14 protein-coding genes are annotated in these 15,302 nt (G+C 37.1%); 4 read left to right on the top strand and 10 right to left on the bottom strand.

Annotated elements, in window-relative coordinates; all coding sequences use genetic code 11:
- Positions 1–24 precede the first annotated feature (24 nt).
- The 6 genes from ACFTQ7_RS12505 to ACFTQ7_RS12480 form a co-directional block, all read right to left on the bottom strand.
- A complete protein-coding gene (locus ACFTQ7_RS12505; RefSeq protein ID WP_386829037.1) occupies positions 25–621 on the bottom strand; it encodes a class I SAM-dependent methyltransferase in 597 nt (198 codons plus the stop codon).
- 1 nt (position 622) lies between these two features.
- Positions 623–889, bottom strand: coding sequence for a cysteine hydrolase family protein (locus tag ACFTQ7_RS12500; RefSeq protein WP_386829248.1), 267 nt, complete (start codon positions 887–889; stop codon positions 623–625).
- A gap of 308 nt (positions 890–1,197) precedes the next feature.
- A complete protein-coding gene (locus tag ACFTQ7_RS12495) occupies positions 1,198–1,389 on the bottom strand; it encodes a hypothetical protein (RefSeq protein WP_079560942.1) in 192 nt (63 codons plus the stop codon).
- 460 nt (positions 1,390–1,849) lie between these two features.
- Entirely contained in the window at positions 1,850–3,469 is a 1,620-nt protein-coding gene (locus ACFTQ7_RS12490) for a right-handed parallel beta-helix repeat-containing protein (protein ID WP_386829035.1), read from the bottom strand.
- A 291-nt stretch (positions 3,470–3,760) separates the two neighbouring features.
- Positions 3,761–5,443: a methyl-accepting chemotaxis protein gene (locus ACFTQ7_RS12485; RefSeq protein WP_386829034.1), complete on the bottom strand. Its 1,683-nt coding sequence runs from the start codon at positions 5,441–5,443 to the stop codon at positions 3,761–3,763.
- Between the two features lie 269 nt (positions 5,444–5,712).
- A complete protein-coding gene (locus tag ACFTQ7_RS12480) occupies positions 5,713–6,150 on the bottom strand; it encodes a hypothetical protein (protein ID WP_386829032.1) in 438 nt (145 codons plus the stop codon).
- A 468-nt stretch (positions 6,151–6,618) separates the two neighbouring features.
- On the opposite strand from ACFTQ7_RS12480, the gene ACFTQ7_RS12475 reads away from it, so the two are divergent.
- From ACFTQ7_RS12475 to ACFTQ7_RS12460, 4 genes are all read left to right on the top strand, one after another.
- Complete coding sequence (locus ACFTQ7_RS12475; RefSeq protein ID WP_386829246.1) at positions 6,619–7,185, top strand: sigma-70 family RNA polymerase sigma factor; 567 nt, start codon at positions 6,619–6,621, stop codon at positions 7,183–7,185.
- Between the two features lie 52 nt (positions 7,186–7,237).
- Positions 7,238–7,966, top strand: coding sequence for an ABC transporter ATP-binding protein (locus ACFTQ7_RS12470; RefSeq protein ID WP_386829244.1), 729 nt, complete (start codon positions 7,238–7,240; stop codon positions 7,964–7,966).
- Positions 7,966–10,476: an ABC transporter permease gene (locus ACFTQ7_RS12465; RefSeq protein ID WP_386829030.1), complete on the top strand. Its 2,511-nt coding sequence runs from the start codon at positions 7,966–7,968 to the stop codon at positions 10,474–10,476. Before ACFTQ7_RS12470 ends, ACFTQ7_RS12465 begins: the two co-directional genes overlap by 1 nt.
- Before the next feature lie 245 nt (positions 10,477–10,721).
- Positions 10,722–12,380 carry a DUF6138 family protein gene (locus ACFTQ7_RS12460; protein WP_386829028.1) on the top strand — a complete coding sequence of 553 codons (1,659 nt, stop codon included), beginning with the start codon at positions 10,722–10,724 and terminating at the stop codon, positions 12,378–12,380.
- A 201-nt stretch (positions 12,381–12,581) separates the two neighbouring features.
- Here ACFTQ7_RS12460 and ACFTQ7_RS12455 read toward each other — a convergent pair whose 3' ends face one another.
- The 4 genes from ACFTQ7_RS12455 to ACFTQ7_RS12440 form a co-directional block, all read right to left on the bottom strand.
- A complete protein-coding gene (locus ACFTQ7_RS12455) occupies positions 12,582–13,106 on the bottom strand; it encodes a tubby C-terminal domain-like protein (protein WP_386829026.1) in 525 nt (174 codons plus the stop codon).
- Between the two features lie 87 nt (positions 13,107–13,193).
- Positions 13,194–14,300 (bottom strand): DUF4179 domain-containing protein, encoded by a 1,107-nt coding sequence (locus ACFTQ7_RS12450; protein ID WP_386829025.1) that lies wholly within the window; start codon positions 14,298–14,300, stop codon positions 13,194–13,196.
- On the bottom strand, positions 14,284–14,826 hold the full coding sequence (locus tag ACFTQ7_RS12445) for a sigma-70 family RNA polymerase sigma factor (protein WP_386829024.1): 543 nt from the start codon (positions 14,824–14,826) through the stop codon (positions 14,284–14,286). The genes ACFTQ7_RS12450 and ACFTQ7_RS12445 overlap by 17 nt, the downstream gene beginning before the upstream one ends.
- A gap of 118 nt (positions 14,827–14,944) precedes the next feature.
- Positions 14,945–15,302: hypothetical protein (locus ACFTQ7_RS12440; RefSeq protein WP_386829023.1), on the bottom strand; the 358-nt coding region annotated here is incomplete at its 5' end.

Here is a 15,302-nt window from a genome sequence, read left to right as displayed (position 1 = left end):
GATATATCCTCCATTTACTATGATTCATTTAATTCCTGTAATACAAAGCCAACCTTTTTGCGTGTTTTCTCGTATCGTAACAGTTTGAAACCCAACACTTTCAAACAACTGCTTGATTTCAGGCTTAGTTTTATAAGCTTTCATATGATAATTAATTTTATAGAGCTCCGAAATGATGATAAACTTCCCATCGTCCTTCAACACTCTAAATACTTCCTTCACATCATTTGCTAAATCTGGCCAAAAATAATGCGTTTGGAATGCTGTAATCGTATCGAAAAACTTATCCTTGTACGGAGTGCTTGAAACACTTGCTTGCGTTACGATCACTTTTCCATTTGCCACATCCATTTGATTGGTGTTCGTAGAATCTTTAACCGCCTGCGCAGAAAAGTCTATTCCATAGATTTTACCACTTGGATTCATTTTCGATAAGGATTGAAGCGTTTTGCCACCTCCACATCCAATATCTAACACAATATCTCCATCATTTGCAGCTTCCTGTTTCATGAGCCAAGTATTCATACCGCTATGTGCCTTATTCATAATTCGCAACATCAATGAGCCTACGAATCCTCGTGGTTGTTTAGCTTGTTCGATTAATCGTTGTAAAAGTGTCATTTTAAAATTCCCCCTTGTCATTGTCGCTTTTAAAAACCTGCTGAGAAATAAGGATTGAGAGGTCTTGTGTAGCTAGCTTTGTTAAGGCGGTTTCCTTACTTTGATCTGTAGCACCTGCAACTGCATCTCTCACAACTGTTACAGCAAAACTTCTAGCTAGAGCCCCTTTCACAGTTGCTGTGACACAACCTTCTATAAATGCACCTGTTACTATTAACTCGTTTATGTCATTATTTTTTAAATACGTTACTAAGTTGGGATTATTTATGCATCCGGTTTATTTTTTATCGAGTATCATTAGCGCTTGCTTCAAACTACTCCCCCTCCCCGTTTTTTTCTATCTTATTTCTTTACGTTCTGAAAAATAAAAAAGTTTCAAATTTTACCAATCATAAGGGAGGTTTATGTTCAAAAAAAATCACAAGTGCCTTTAGGAAATAGCACTTGTGATTTTTGTCATCTATAAGTAGGATAATATAATCGTAATAAAGGTTTATTATTTTTCACACTGGTTGTCATCAATTACAAACCATATGGAATATGTCAAAAAGATAGCTACTTATCCTACAATATTTTCTAATTTAAATATGTATTGTTCGCAATACTTCTTTCGCGCTCGTCCATTACTAGATGGATAATAAATGCAAGTTGTTGCTCGATTCGCAAATTGTTAAGATGCAGGATGTCCGCAATTGCATTTTTTTGTATCTCCTCTAATCCTGCCTTCTCAAGCATTAACATAATTTCTTCTTTTGTCAGCCCAAACATTCCTTTTTCACCTCTACTTCATCCAATTATTATTTTACAATCATTTTTCATATTACTAAAACAACGAACTAGTAAAGCATTTCATGAACTTTTTTCTTTGATTACAGGATAACATATACAAATTAAACAATCCAAAATCTACTTAAATGTAATAAAATTTTAACCTCTGCAAAAAAACATTGTTATTTAATAATAATTTTAATACAATGCCTAAATCGATACTTGTTATTCACTAATTCTATTATAAAAATAACAAGTGCTTTTGTCGAATTTTAGAATTCGACGCTACAGTGTAAATATCATTATAAAGAAACCGTTTACATACAAATATAAATGGCTATGAACAATGAAGAAGTGTCTTTTTACGTATCCATCATATTTATTTACACGGTTATTACAGTACTTTTACCCCATAAAAAAAAGTAATTTCAAAATAATTGAAACTACTTATCCTACTTATTTATTCGGTACCTATAATGTTAAGTTTTTGTAAATTTTCAACTTGTATTTGTAATCTTTCGTCCAGTATTTGCATGTCGGCTGCTTCTGCTTGATTTATTACACTGTGCTTTGTTTTATTATTGTCTTGCAAATACATTATTCTCGACGATGAATCACTCTTCCACAATGCCTTTTTCGTATACCCTTCGATAAATAATTGACTTTTCCCCTGTACAATAGAGGGAATTTTTACAGAAACTAGATCTGTGTACACCATCTCAAGTAAAGATTGATTGGACACCGCTAAAAATGGACGATCCGCTTCATCAATCGTACAATGCTTAAAACGGCCCATTGACTGATCAGACCAAACGATTGCATACGGACCTTCATAACAGTTTTTAAATTTACTATTTGCTATTTCAAAAATAGCATCAATACAAGTAATCGCATTCGCACGAATATGTTCGAAAGTACAATTATCAGTAAAGAGCCGAGCGTTATTAATATAAATATGGTGACTTTCGAGCTCTCGAATTATGGTATTCTGGAGCGTAATCTTAGCGTGATCATTGCCATAAATACCACCTGCCTGCCCAATTTGAATCATGCACTGATTGAGCATTAGCCCGCTGGCGTCAACAATCATTTGAAATTGCGGGTGTTCTTGGATATTACATTCTGTCATCGATACATCCGCTTCATTAACAACCGTTACTCCCGTCGCCTCTCCTTTTTCTATTCTACATGTACGAAACTCCACTTTACTATTTTCAATTAACAACTGTGATTTCACATTACGATGAAACTTACAATCGTACACTATCGCCTTCGATTTCTCGCCAAGAAAAAGGCCATTTCCCACTCCATCAGAAAAGATAGAATCCGTCACGAACATCTCACTTTGATGAACAACTAAGTGCGTGTCTTGATGTTGCTTGATTTCACAGCCATCCATCGATAGCTTCGTGTTCTCGAAAACTTGAATCCCTATACTTTGCCCTTGGTGAATAAGTGTATTCATCATTGAAATTGAACTGGAGGCTGCAACAATTTGTGCCTTTTGATGTCCATGAATTTCACAATCCACCATCTCCATTTTCACATTTCGTATTGCATAAATGCCATTCGCTCGCCCTTCCAACAGCATACAATTCGTCAAAGTGATTTCACTATTTTGCACCATAATTTGAGCCTTCTTATGATGCTGGATAGTCGTATCTACAAGAATAACACTCGAACCATTATCAATACGTAAGCCAACATGATTGATAGGACTCGCTAATATATCAACATTTTTCATCATTAAACTTCCGAAGCTTACAGTTACTTGTGTTTGCACCATTTGCTGCTCAATAACACAGTTTTCTAGCTGTAAATCTCCCTTTACATAAATACCTTGCCCTTGCGTAAAACGCAAATTCCGCATATTCACAAGTGTTTGATAGCGTATAAACACGCCACCTTTAATGATTACGTTTCCTACTCCATACAATGTAAGCCTTTGGGAAATTTCAAAGCTTTCTTCATACATTCCTTCCCGGATTTCAATAAAATCTCCTGGCTTTGCCTCTTGAATCGCCTGCCCAATGCTTTGGTATTTGTACATAATACCTCTCTTTACAATAAGTGTCGCCATCTCCACACTCCTTATCGAAGCTTATTCATGAAAACATGAAATTAATTGTCGGTTTTATTTTATTTATAGCCTCATTGAACTTCTTGTTATTCAAGTTTTGGATAAATAATTTACAACCAGCTTTTATTTAGAGTGACAATACTATATTTGATAAAGGTATTTACTCTTTTGATTTCAACCTACTTTCTAAACCACATAATAAAAAAAAACCAGCAATCACACGATTTTCTCGCCGATTGCTGGTTTAACCGATTTACATAATTCAATTGCTACAAAACACAATACATGTAATTACAATTTAAATTTCCTAACAAGGTCATTTAAATTTTCTGCCATGCCCGCTAAATTGGCTGAGCTATTTTTGATTTCGTCCATGGAACTTGCTGCTTGTTCGATTGTTGCTGAAGTTTCTTGGATGCCTGCAGCGGATTGTTCTGATACGGCGGCAATTTCGTCCACTGATTTATTAATCGTAACGGTATTTTGTACTACCTCTTCTAGCTTTGTCATCACGCCATCAATATTCGTTGACATGGCGTAAACGGCCTCTGCAATCTGGGTGAATGTTTCATTTGTAGATGCGATTTGAGCCGTACCTTTTTCGACCTCATGATAGCCAGTTTCCAGTGAGGAAGTTACCGTGTTAGAATCTTGTTGAATTTTTTGAACAATCCCCGTTATATCGTCCACGGAGACGGATACTTGTTCGGCGAGTTTACGAACTTCGTCTGCAACGACCGCAAACCCTTTACCATGCTCCCCTGCGCGAGCCGCTTCGATTGCTGCATTAAGAGCAAGTAAATTCGTTTGTGAAGCAATATCCTGTATGACAGCTACGATTTTTGAAATTTCCTGAGTTTGTTTACTAAGTTCATCCACTTTATAAACAGAATCCTTCACAATATGATGAATGGATGTCATTTGCGCAGTTGATGCATCCATTAAACTTTGGCCCTCTTTCGTTAAAGCCATAACATGTTGGGAATATTGTTGAACATCAGTACTACTATTGTTGACATCTGTCACCTTTAGGGTGAATTCTGTCATTGTTGTCGCTACATCTGATGCATTGCTCGCCTGCACTTCTGTGCCACTTGCAATTTCAGTAACTGTATCGACAATTTGTTCCGTACCCGTTTTCACTTCTATCGATGATTGCATAAGCTCTTCACTATGCGCAGCTACGTCATTAGATACTGTTTGAATTTGCTTTAATAATCGATTCAAAATATCGGACATCTTATTAGTCGCTTCTGTAAGCTGTCCTATCTCATCTTTGGACTTCACAGCAAGTGCAGGTTCACTTAAGTCACCTTCAGTAATTCGTTGCATACGATTTGTCAAAGCGATGATTGGTCTTGAAATCAGTCGAGCACTTAACAATGCAATCATAATAGTAATGATCACAATGACAATTCCTACGATACCACCTGTCAGCTGCTTAGTCTCTCCTGCACTGATAATGTCTGCGCCAGCCGCATTAATCGATTGCTTACGATGCTCGGCTAATCCTTCATAGCCTTCACGTATTTCCGTCGCCTTATCACTCATAGAAGCTAAATTTTTCGTTGCTAGTTCCTTCTGACCTCGATCATAAACATCAAATACCTCTTTTTCAACATAGCTATTCCATTCCTTCGCCATTTCCGCAATTTTGGCGAAATCTCCTGACTCTGTAATTTCTAAACGCTTTTGTTCGTTCTCAACAGCATGCTTTACAGTATCTTCAAAAATCTTCTTATACTTTTCTTCTCCAGAAAGTACATACCCTCTAGCTGCAGCAATTCTTAGCGAAATCGTTTGAGCTTGCTCATAATCTGCAATTAGTAATTGCAATTCTTTATCAACGATTTTTTCCGTTGCGTTATTGCTTTGTTGTATTGCAAAGTTATTGTAAACAATGTATAAAATGACGATTGCTATAACAATGCTGAAAGAAAAAACGATTCTTTTACTAATAGACTTAAAATTCATTTCAAATTCTCCTTATTTTACAATGCAAATTGTGCTTTATCATAATTTGAATACCATTAGTAATCTACCACTTCAAAGGCGAATTTGGATGAATCAGGAATTTTTTATATATTAAATGAAATAACTAGTTAATTTTCATGTAATTTATAGCAGATTATAGTATCTGAAAAATAAAGCAGATGGACTACTTAAACACCAAAATTAGTACTTTTAACACACACAAAAAAAGGAACAGCATTAAAAAACAAGCTGTTCCTTCTATTTAAAAATTAATCCCAATAATTAAAAATAACATCCCCTATAGTTTTACTGTCAAAGTGTGAAATATAGGTCCACTCCACCTCAGATAAACTGTGCAAATCCTTATCTTGCGTCAACAATGTGTTTAATGTATCAGTTGGAAGGCATTTACGCATCGGAAAATATTTGTGTAAGTGAGTTTTTGTTAAAAATTGAAAGCTTAGTTCTTCATCAAACTTAGCAAATGCAATATAAGGCATCAGCCTATGATGGAGAATTGTCAAACGCTCATCCTCCAGTTGAATCACCGCTTGCATATAAACAAAATGAGGCTGATCGATAAATTGCAACGCTTTTGCTCCTTGTTCGCTTGTCACTAAATGATAAACCATCGACTGGAAAGTACGCATATCCTGTTCGATTAGATGCTCTGCATCAAAACCTGAAATCCCTTTCGTTAATCGCAACGAATCACCCCTTTATGATTGTTTATATAAGACCTTCTAGTAAAGGTAGGTAAATTCCTTCTATAAGTATCTATTTTCTTGTTGCTAAACAGAGCAGATCGAAAATACGTATCCTTTGAACAGCAATTTTTTTCATCTTGCACCTTAATTCTAAAATGCTTCTAGTTAGTTTTTTTCGTTTTTCTTTTTAAACGCCCATCACTTCCACCTATAAATGGTATTATAGCAATAAATTAATAACCATAAATTGGACATTGGCTAAAAATCAGAACAACATCAAAATTTAGGTAATCATTGGTTAAAACTTATGCTATGTATATAAGTTGATATTCGTTCAACACTTGGAGATTAACATTAGAGGAACGGAAATCAACCCTACGTTATGGTGATAACCTACTAAATTTCCAATAAAATAAAAAACTTGAATCGAAATGATGGGTTGCCAAGTCTAATAGTCGGAAGGAGGCGATTTTCATTACTACAAAGCAACAATCATTAGTACAGTTAGCACAAAACGGAGATGAGCAAGCTTTCTATCAGCTTATTGAACAAGAGCAACATAAGCTATATCGAATGGCTTATGTTTATGTCCAAAATGAAAATGACGCCGTAGAAGTTTTTCAACAGACCATTATCCGTGCGTATGAGGGCCTACCTCAATTAAAGGATCCTCAATATTTTTCAACCTGGCTAACGCGCATTATTATTAATTGCTGTAAAACTTATCTTGCCAAGAAAAACTCTGTACAGCTTGTCGAACCACATACATTAGAGGATCTCAATAGTACATCACCTACATATATCGAAGAAGAACTAGATTTATGGCATGCACTCTGCAAGCTAGAGGAAAAATATAAAACGGTTTTACTATTACGTTTTTATCAAGACTACTCGGTAAAGGATATTGCTGTGATTTTACAATGTCCTGAGGGCACAGTGAAAACTCATATTCGCCGAGGCTTACAATCTTTACGACAACAATTAAAGGGGGCATATATAGATGAATGGGTTCAATCCGTTGAAAGGAGTTATTAATGCGATTTCAATTCCTGAAGGACGTTTAACAGAAGTGTTACGTATTGAAGGGATGTCAAAAATCTTTCAACAAAAGCATCATACAGTCAATGCATTGAAAAATATCCATTGTACGATTTATCAAGGTGAAATGGTGGCCATTATGGGGACAAGCGGTTCTGGTAAAAGTACACTACTAAATATGATTAGTGCCATCGATGAACCGACTGAAGGTGCATTATTCTTATTTGGACAGGAAGCGCATGATATTTATAAAGAGCCAAAAGCATCGAAATTCCGTAAAGAGAATATCAGCTTTATCTTTCAATCATTCCACCTGTTGAAGGATTTATCAGTTGAAGATAATATTGCGCTCCCCCTTATCCTTAATGATGTGCCAAGTAAAGAGATTAAAGTGCGTGTACAGCAAATGATGGAAAAACTCAATATTGCCGCATGGGCGAAGCATCGACCTAATGAGCTTTCTGGTGGTCAAAAGCAACGAGTAGCTATAGCACGCGCCATTATAGCAAACCCGCCAATTTTACTGGCCGATGAACCGACTGGTGCATTAGATGTGAATACGACAGATGAAATTTTAGAGCTGTTAGTAAACTTGCAAAACAATATGAATCAAACCATTTTACTCGTGACACATGACCCTTATGTTGCTACTTATGCAAACCGTGTATTATTCTTCCATGATGGCGCCATTGTGGATTCCTATCAAAATAAGCAAACAGTAGAGGATTTAGATTGCATTTTATCAAAGTTCAAGCTGATTACTAGAGGTGATGTGTAATGTTTACGATGCGTACCATTGCTCTGAAGCTATTCCGTGCAGCGTGGGCAAATGTATTAACGAGTATAAGTATTATTACCATTTCTATTTGCCTTGTCATGACAATGAGTGTTTACATATTGAATGCTACTAGTCAAATGAAGGAAGAAATACAAGCATTATATGGCGAAATGGATTTGCTGGTCGGTTATAATCCTGATCAACATAGGCTGTTAACTTCACAGCAAATCAAAAATTTCGCATCAATGCCTGGAATTACAAAAGTTTCTAGTGTGTCATTAACTCATACAAATGTTGAAAATGAAAAAAACACATCATTTTATACTGTTGGTGTTGAAAACGATGACTTAGTGAAAAGCCGCTATCATTTTAATGATAATCTTGAACCGAAAGATGTTGTAATTACTGAGAATATGGCCCGTCTCTTCCACAAGGATGTCGGAGATACATTAAACGTTACGTTCAATAAAACAGTCGGAAACTCCGCTGAAGCAAAAACAGGTACCTTTACAATCCAAGAAATCCTTCCACCTCTAAAGGGCACAGATAGTCCTAATATAATCCTGATCCAAAATGATGTGTTGAAAACGTGGATGGATAATAGTGATGCAGAAACTGCAGGGATGTTTGCACTCATTAAAACGGAAAACGATAATGTTGCTACTTCAGTTGGTGCGGATTTGAAACAGCTTGATGACACATTACGTATCGATATCATGAACGACTACGATGATATTAAGAGAAATTTACAAGCATTAATAATTTTTATAATTGTATTGTCATTCTTTATCTTACTTATTTCTAGTGTCTTACTACTGTCAACCTTCCAGCTATTATTTTACAAAATTAAAGAACAGCTTATGGTATTACGTGCACTTGGCGCATCCACTAAGCAAGTAAGACGCATAGTACAATTGCAATTATCTATCATCATTGGCTTTGGCGTATTGCTAGGGACATCGGTCAGTTTATTAGTGATAAAAAGTTGGCTACCAAAGTTAATTACCTTGATGAAAATGCCAGACGCAAAAACTGACTTACCGATGATCTTCGTTATCGTGATTGCTATTGCAAGTTTTTTATTACTGCAACTAATCACACAATGGCAAGTTCATAAAAGTGCTAGTCTATTACCTTTACAAATCGCCACAGAAAATGAAAATTTAAATTTACGCTGGACAAAATGGAAAACGATTGTTATGGGCATCGTTGCATTCATATCCCTATTCTTATTTGCGAATGCTTATCAAGTCGGGACAAGTAGTGGCAAAGGGGCACTCATGATTTTAATCGGCACATTACTCGTCTGTGGGATTTTACTCTATATCATGCCGTATCTCTTTACAGAACTATTCAAAATTTCCTTGAAGCCCATTCGTGCTGTACTTGGCAAAGAAGCATACTTAGCGTGTCAGCAGCTCATGCCACAGGTGCGAAAAAATATGCCCATTGTGCTTAGTATTGTTGGATTAATGGTCATTTTAATATTCGGTAGCTCTTTATTTAAAACGAATCAGCAAAACTCATATAGATATATAAACTCTCAATATGAAACATCTATAAAAATTGATAATGAATTAGAAGATCCAACTATTACACCAGCTTTGATTAAAGAAATTGAGGCATTGCCGAGCGTGTCCTATGCCTATGAACGAAGTAACGCACCTTATATAGTGCTTGAAGGTGACAATGGCTGGGAAGGTAGTAATTTCGAGGCCATTGATGTTGAAAAATACGTCCAATTAGAAAAGCTTGATGCTTTTAAAGGAGATTTTAAAAATGGGGTGATCATTACAGAACGACTTGCCAAAAAACATCAATTAGCTGTTGGTGATCATATAATGGCGGGGACATTTGATGAAACACTACAGCATGAAGTGCCAATTGGTGAATTACTGGTCGTTGATATAGCCCTTGATTCTTATAAAGAATATATAGATTTGTTTGTCGATTGGTCCTCTTTTATAGTATCAGATTCAACTATAATTACCGACATTATGGTGGAAGCAGATGATACAGAGCAGGCATTAGCAGACCTCACTTTCTTACAGGAACGCTGGCCAGCTTTAAAAATTACTGATAAAGAGACATTTATCGAGCAAAACGATGAAATGATCTTCCAACGCTGGAGCCTTTTTGTTGGCGTCTTCGTTATTTTGATTATCGCTACTTGCCTTGGTGTATTGCAAACATTGCTTCACTTCATTTATTCAAAACGTGTCGATTATGCGATTCAACGACTAATTGGTCTTTCCCCTAGCGGATTAATCAAGCTGATTTTAACGCAAGTGTTGTCATTTGTGTTATATGGTCTAGTAGTTGGAACAATTCTTGGATTAGCGTTAACGAGAATGTTGAGCTTTATTGACGAAGGAGCTCCGACGTACTATGACTTCTTCACATTAAGTATGACGAGTATCGTCTTTTTAGTCGCGACACTCATTGTCTTTACACTGCAAGGATACTGGATTAGTCGTAAGAAATTAGCGAATGAAATGATTGATATTTGAATGACAACAGACCCTCTTTAAAAGATTCTATTTGAAATATCATACCTCTATAGATTTCTTAGAGGTATGATATTTTTTTCGGGGAATTTTTATAATTCAACTAACGAGCAAGGTAGATTTATTAAAAAAGATGTTCGCTTTCCGTGTTAAATTTTGTAAAATATATTTTAGAGCAATACTATAAAGAAATATTACATCTTTTATCTAACTGAGAAAGTAGAATGCAATATTAGGAGGAGACACCGTTGAATCAGGCTGTAGAAGCTTTTCTAAATAAGGTATGGCAGGAAATCACTACAATTTACAAACAAGAAAGTAAAAGAATCAATGAGTTTAAGGATCAAAGAACGTTGCAAGCTGGAGTTCACAACTACCTCCGGGTGGCGTGGAGAAAAGGCAAGTTTACTTGGTCTAAAGGTCAAATTTATATCGATTTCTCCAAATTTTTATCCAGCTCGAATAAATTTGGAGCGGATACTTACATCATGGAGTTAACCGATGAACTTCTAACTGAGGAGTTCTTTCCTGCCTTGTGCAGGCTTGTAGACGAATTGTTCCGCTCGGAGGAACAAGGACACGATTTCTTTGATTACAAGTTTGAAGTTGTATTTGAGTTTGAATGGGAGAATTCGAAATTAACGCTTAACAAACAGCTGTTGAATGAGGCCAAGTTGATTCAACTACAAAAGAAGCTGGATCATTTTATTCAAACAATGATTCTTTCTGATCTGCCCGTGTTGCCTGTAAAGATTGACATTTTCTTTTTCGCCAATCATTTGCTCAACCCTGATTTGATGAAACAGGAAGTGGAAGTAATTGATCCGTTAATTCGTCGTCTATCCGACAAGTTAGATCATGAACATGAGCTCAAAAATGACTGGATTAGTCGGTCTACTTATGCGTTAAAAAATTGGGCGTTGGATTACTTTTTACTGCAGCATTTTACCCGATCCAGTCATTATGGAATGATTTGGACTTTGAAAGAAGATCGTCCTTCCGTAGACATAAGCGAGATGAAGTTCTTTCTTTATGCAGCATTACAGATTGGCTTCACTGAGCCAGATATCCGGCAAAAATATATGGAATTGGCAGTCCAACTGGGCTCCAAGGAGGCTGCTATTTATTTAAAAGAAGGCAGTGGAAAATTTGTTCGTACATATCGTGGAGAGCTGATAGAAGGCAGAAACAACGATATTACACAAACAATCGAAATCCGAATTCTCTCCGGAGAAGAACTAGCATATAAAGAAGCGCTAGATTACATTATCAATCTTTTGAAGCAAGGTTTTTCCAAAAGTTATCTGCTAAAACTGGAGAGTAGCCAAAAGAACTTCCTTCCTGTGACGGAACTGGCAAAGTCCGAGCTACATCAATTTTTTGCGAATGCACTTAGCTACCCTACTTTGTTTCCGAAGCTTGCAGAATATGTGGAAACAGCTATGGAAGAGTTCGCATGGTATGGTGATGTGGAGCCTAGTGAGGAATCGGTCATGCCAGGCACTTATGCGGTATTGGGACTAGGCTTGTACAGCAAGGCTTATTTTCCGTTGGTATGTCGCTATATGGAAATGGTAGATACAGAGCATCAGTTAGCACATGATGGCTATGCAGAGGCGTTTATTGAGGCGCATGGCGTAAAGGCGGAGCATATGCCGGTAATTGTATCCATTTTGCTTGGAGGGATTGATGAAGCTACGCTAGTCAAAAATCTAACCATTGATAGTCTTGAGCTTTCCCAGGCACTATTCGAGGCGCTGAAAGGCAAAGAGATTTATGAATGTGAAATGGTAATATGCCGGATTTTCGGTAGCATAGAGGAACTTGAAGAGGCAGCCCGAGAGGCCCTACCCCCATTAAAAGATGGGCTGGAGCAGCTGTTGGCACTTCAAATCGAAATGACCTGAGGGCTACATACTGTAATAAAGAGCGTGTTTTGATTAATTTAAAACACGCTCTTTAAATATGTTCTCATATCAAGTTAATCAAACTTTATTCAGGGCTATTTTTTAATTATCGCCTAACTTTCTAGATTTATCGCCCAACTTTCTCATTTTATCACCCAACTCTTTCAGTTTATCGGACACTTTTTCAAATTTATCAACATATTACGCTCCTACAAACAACACGGCCTGTCCGATCGCAATAAAAAAGGCTTCATGCTGTATAGGGCTGTTGTCTTCAATTTGCAGCGTAATCTCAAAATGCGTCTCACAAAAAACTGCCTGCCAACGAGCAATCGGTTGATCATCAAGAGAAAATACTGACCAGTCCTCCATTTCCTTGTTCAGTTTTATTTGTTGGACGCCATCCGTGATGATTAAATCAGGAATCATAATTTGCCAGCCATCATAGGCAATCATATAGTCTTTGCCTGTAACGAAATCCTTCCCTCGAAAATGCACTCGCCCACGTCGCGACATCTTCTTACATGTAAAAAGAGCCTGACCAGCGACATCGCTCACATCAAAACGTACAAAATAACGATAGTCCATCGTGCGGTCAAACACCTTTTTCAGTCCGCTTGAATAAACACGTTGAACAGTAGACGATACTTCCCCCGCTTCATTAACGATTTCTACTAACTCTGTCGATTCAATTGCCGCTGGTTGTTTGTATGTAAAAATCTTCAATATATTCGCTCCTTCATTACACTTGCTCCCTATAACCTAACATAAAATAAACGCCAAATACAAAGGTTGCATTTGGCGCTTGACTGTTTATTTAGTTTGCTTTGGTACTTCTACGGTAAATGGTTGGAACTTTACTTCTTTTAGTGATGACGGATCGAATGGTATCTTTGTTTCTGCGCCATTCTTATCAAATTGTACACCGCCTCCGCCAGAAGGAAGCATTAAATACGGTGTAATTATTAATTTTTGAACATCCTCAGAAATCGGGTCAAAGGACTTGGTGCTACTAAAGTTCCATACTCCTTTATCGAAATGACCTTCTCCCCCACCTGAATGCGATGTAATCTCCTTGCCATTCTGATCGGTAATACGGAATTCTATAAACGATGCGCCTACTTGAGCATTATCAATTGTGCCCTTTTCAGTAGCTTTAAAGTCAAGTGCTATACCCGATGGGCTGAATGAAATTTTGGACACATCTAGTTGAATGCCCTCTGCTTGTTGCTGATGATTGACAGGAACATAAATAGTATTCGTAATCTTTTTAACAGGAACTAAAAATTCCAACTTTTCCCCTTCTTTACCTTCTAATGTTAAGCCCATTTCAAAGGAATCCGGCATGTCCTCCTTCACTTCTAATGTTGCGATGCCTGTACGGACCGTTGGACTTATAACTTTTTCACCATAGCCACCAGAACTCACTTCAGGGTTTGTACCATTAATCGTAAAGTCTGGTCCTGCCCCGAAGTAATAATCACTTAATTCCTTTTCAGAATCAATTGTAAGTCCTACCGTAATATTTGACGCGTCATAAAGGACTTCATCAATCGTTACGGAAATACCGTTAATTGTTTGTTTTTCTCCAATAGTGCTTGTTAACCCTTGTTCACTTGCTTGTTTTAGCCCAAGGAAGCCAGAGTTACTGAATACCGAACCGACGATTGGTAGCTGTGATAATGTACTTGCGAATGTTGGTGATACATAAGCGGCTGAACCTACCATAATACAAAATGCTGCTGCCGCACTTGCTACATACAATAACGGTTTACGTTTACTTTTTCTTTTCATTTGAATAGGGGCTTGACTCATATTTGTTTGCTCCTCTGCTTGTTGGATTCCTTTGCTAATTGCTGCTCGTACCTCATCTCTTGGGAATTCCGGAAGGGGTCCGTTTTCATTAAATAGCTTTTTCATTCAACGTTGCACTCCTTTCTAATTCACGCTTTAATTGTTTTTTTCCACGATGCAAATACGTTTTAATAGTGCTAACAGGCTTTTCCATTACTTCTGCTATCTCTTTAATCGGTAAATCGTGATAATAAAATAAAATGATGGCCATTTGCTGAGAATGATTCAATTGCTGTATGGATTCCGATAAATCGATTGGATTCGCAATAACATTTTCTTGCTCCTGTAAACGATTTAATAATTCACTTTCTTCATAGGGGATAATTTTATTCCCTTTTTTTAGTAACCGATAGCACTCATGTATTAAAATTCGAAACAGCCATGTGGAGAAAAATTCCGGATGCTTTAGCTGATGAACGGTTAGAAAGGCTTTACACGCTGCTTCTTGAATCGCATCCAAAGCATCCTCTTTTTGACCAACATAAGAAAGCGCAGTATAAAATAATTTTTCTTCCTCTAGAATAAGTAGCTGCTCAAAAGCCTCCTTATTCCCTGCAATAGCCTGTTTGACGATTGATAAGTCATGTTCCACGCTGTTCCCTCCTTTCAATACTTAGAGTCAATAACTCTATGAAAAGGTTTCACTTTGATAAAATTCTTTTTAAAAATAAAATAAGTGACTCCGGGCGAGCGCCGTCACTTCGGTTCTTCTATCGTTGCATTTTATTCGTTCTATCTACGACCTTGACTGTTCTATCCACGATTTTGATCGCTCTATCCACGACCTTAACTGTTCTATCCATGATTTTGATCGCTCTATCCACGACCTTGACTCTCCTATCCATGATTTTTACCGTTGTATCCACGACTTTGCCTCGTCTATCCACGATTTTGATCGCTCTATCCACGACCTTGCCTCTTCTATCCACGATTTTGATCTCTCTATCCACGACCTTGACTGTTCTATCCACGATTTTGATCGCTCTATCCACGACCTTGACTCTCCTATCCATGATTTTTACCGTTGTATCCACGACTTTGCCTCGTCTATCCACGATTTTGATCGCT

The organism is Lysinibacillus sp. NPDC056959 (assembly GCF_042674095.1).
In the GTDB taxonomy this organism is placed as follows: Bacteria; Bacillota; Bacilli; order Bacillales_A; family Planococcaceae; genus Lysinibacillus; species Lysinibacillus zambalensis.
This window is presented reverse-complemented; position numbering and strand designations above follow the sequence as displayed.

What these genes read in the sequence shown, in the direction of transcription:
- ACFTQ7_RS12505 (WP_386829037.1), bottom strand. Translation starts at nt 621, where the DNA reads ATGACACTTTTACAACGATTAATCGAACAAGCTAAACAACCACGAGGA.
- ACFTQ7_RS12495 (WP_079560942.1), bottom strand. Translation starts at nt 1,389, where the DNA reads ATGTTTGGGCTGACAAAAGAAGAAATTATGTTAATGCTTGAGAAGGCA.
- ACFTQ7_RS12490 (WP_386829035.1), bottom strand. Translation starts at nt 3,469, where the DNA reads ATGGCGACACTTATTGTAAAGAGAGGTATTATGTACAAATACCAAAGC.
- ACFTQ7_RS12485 (WP_386829034.1), bottom strand. Translation starts at nt 5,443, where the DNA reads ATGAATTTTAAGTCTATTAGTAAAAGAATCGTTTTTTCTTTCAGCATT.
- ACFTQ7_RS12470 (WP_386829244.1), top strand. Translation starts at nt 7,238, where the DNA reads ATGTCAAAAATCTTTCAACAAAAGCATCATACAGTCAATGCATTGAAA.
- ACFTQ7_RS12465 (WP_386829030.1), top strand. Translation starts at nt 7,966, where the DNA reads ATGTTTACGATGCGTACCATTGCTCTGAAGCTATTCCGTGCAGCGTGG.
- ACFTQ7_RS12450 (WP_386829025.1), bottom strand. Translation starts at nt 14,300, where the DNA reads ATGAAAAAGCTATTTAATGAAAACGGACCCCTTCCGGAATTCCCAAGA.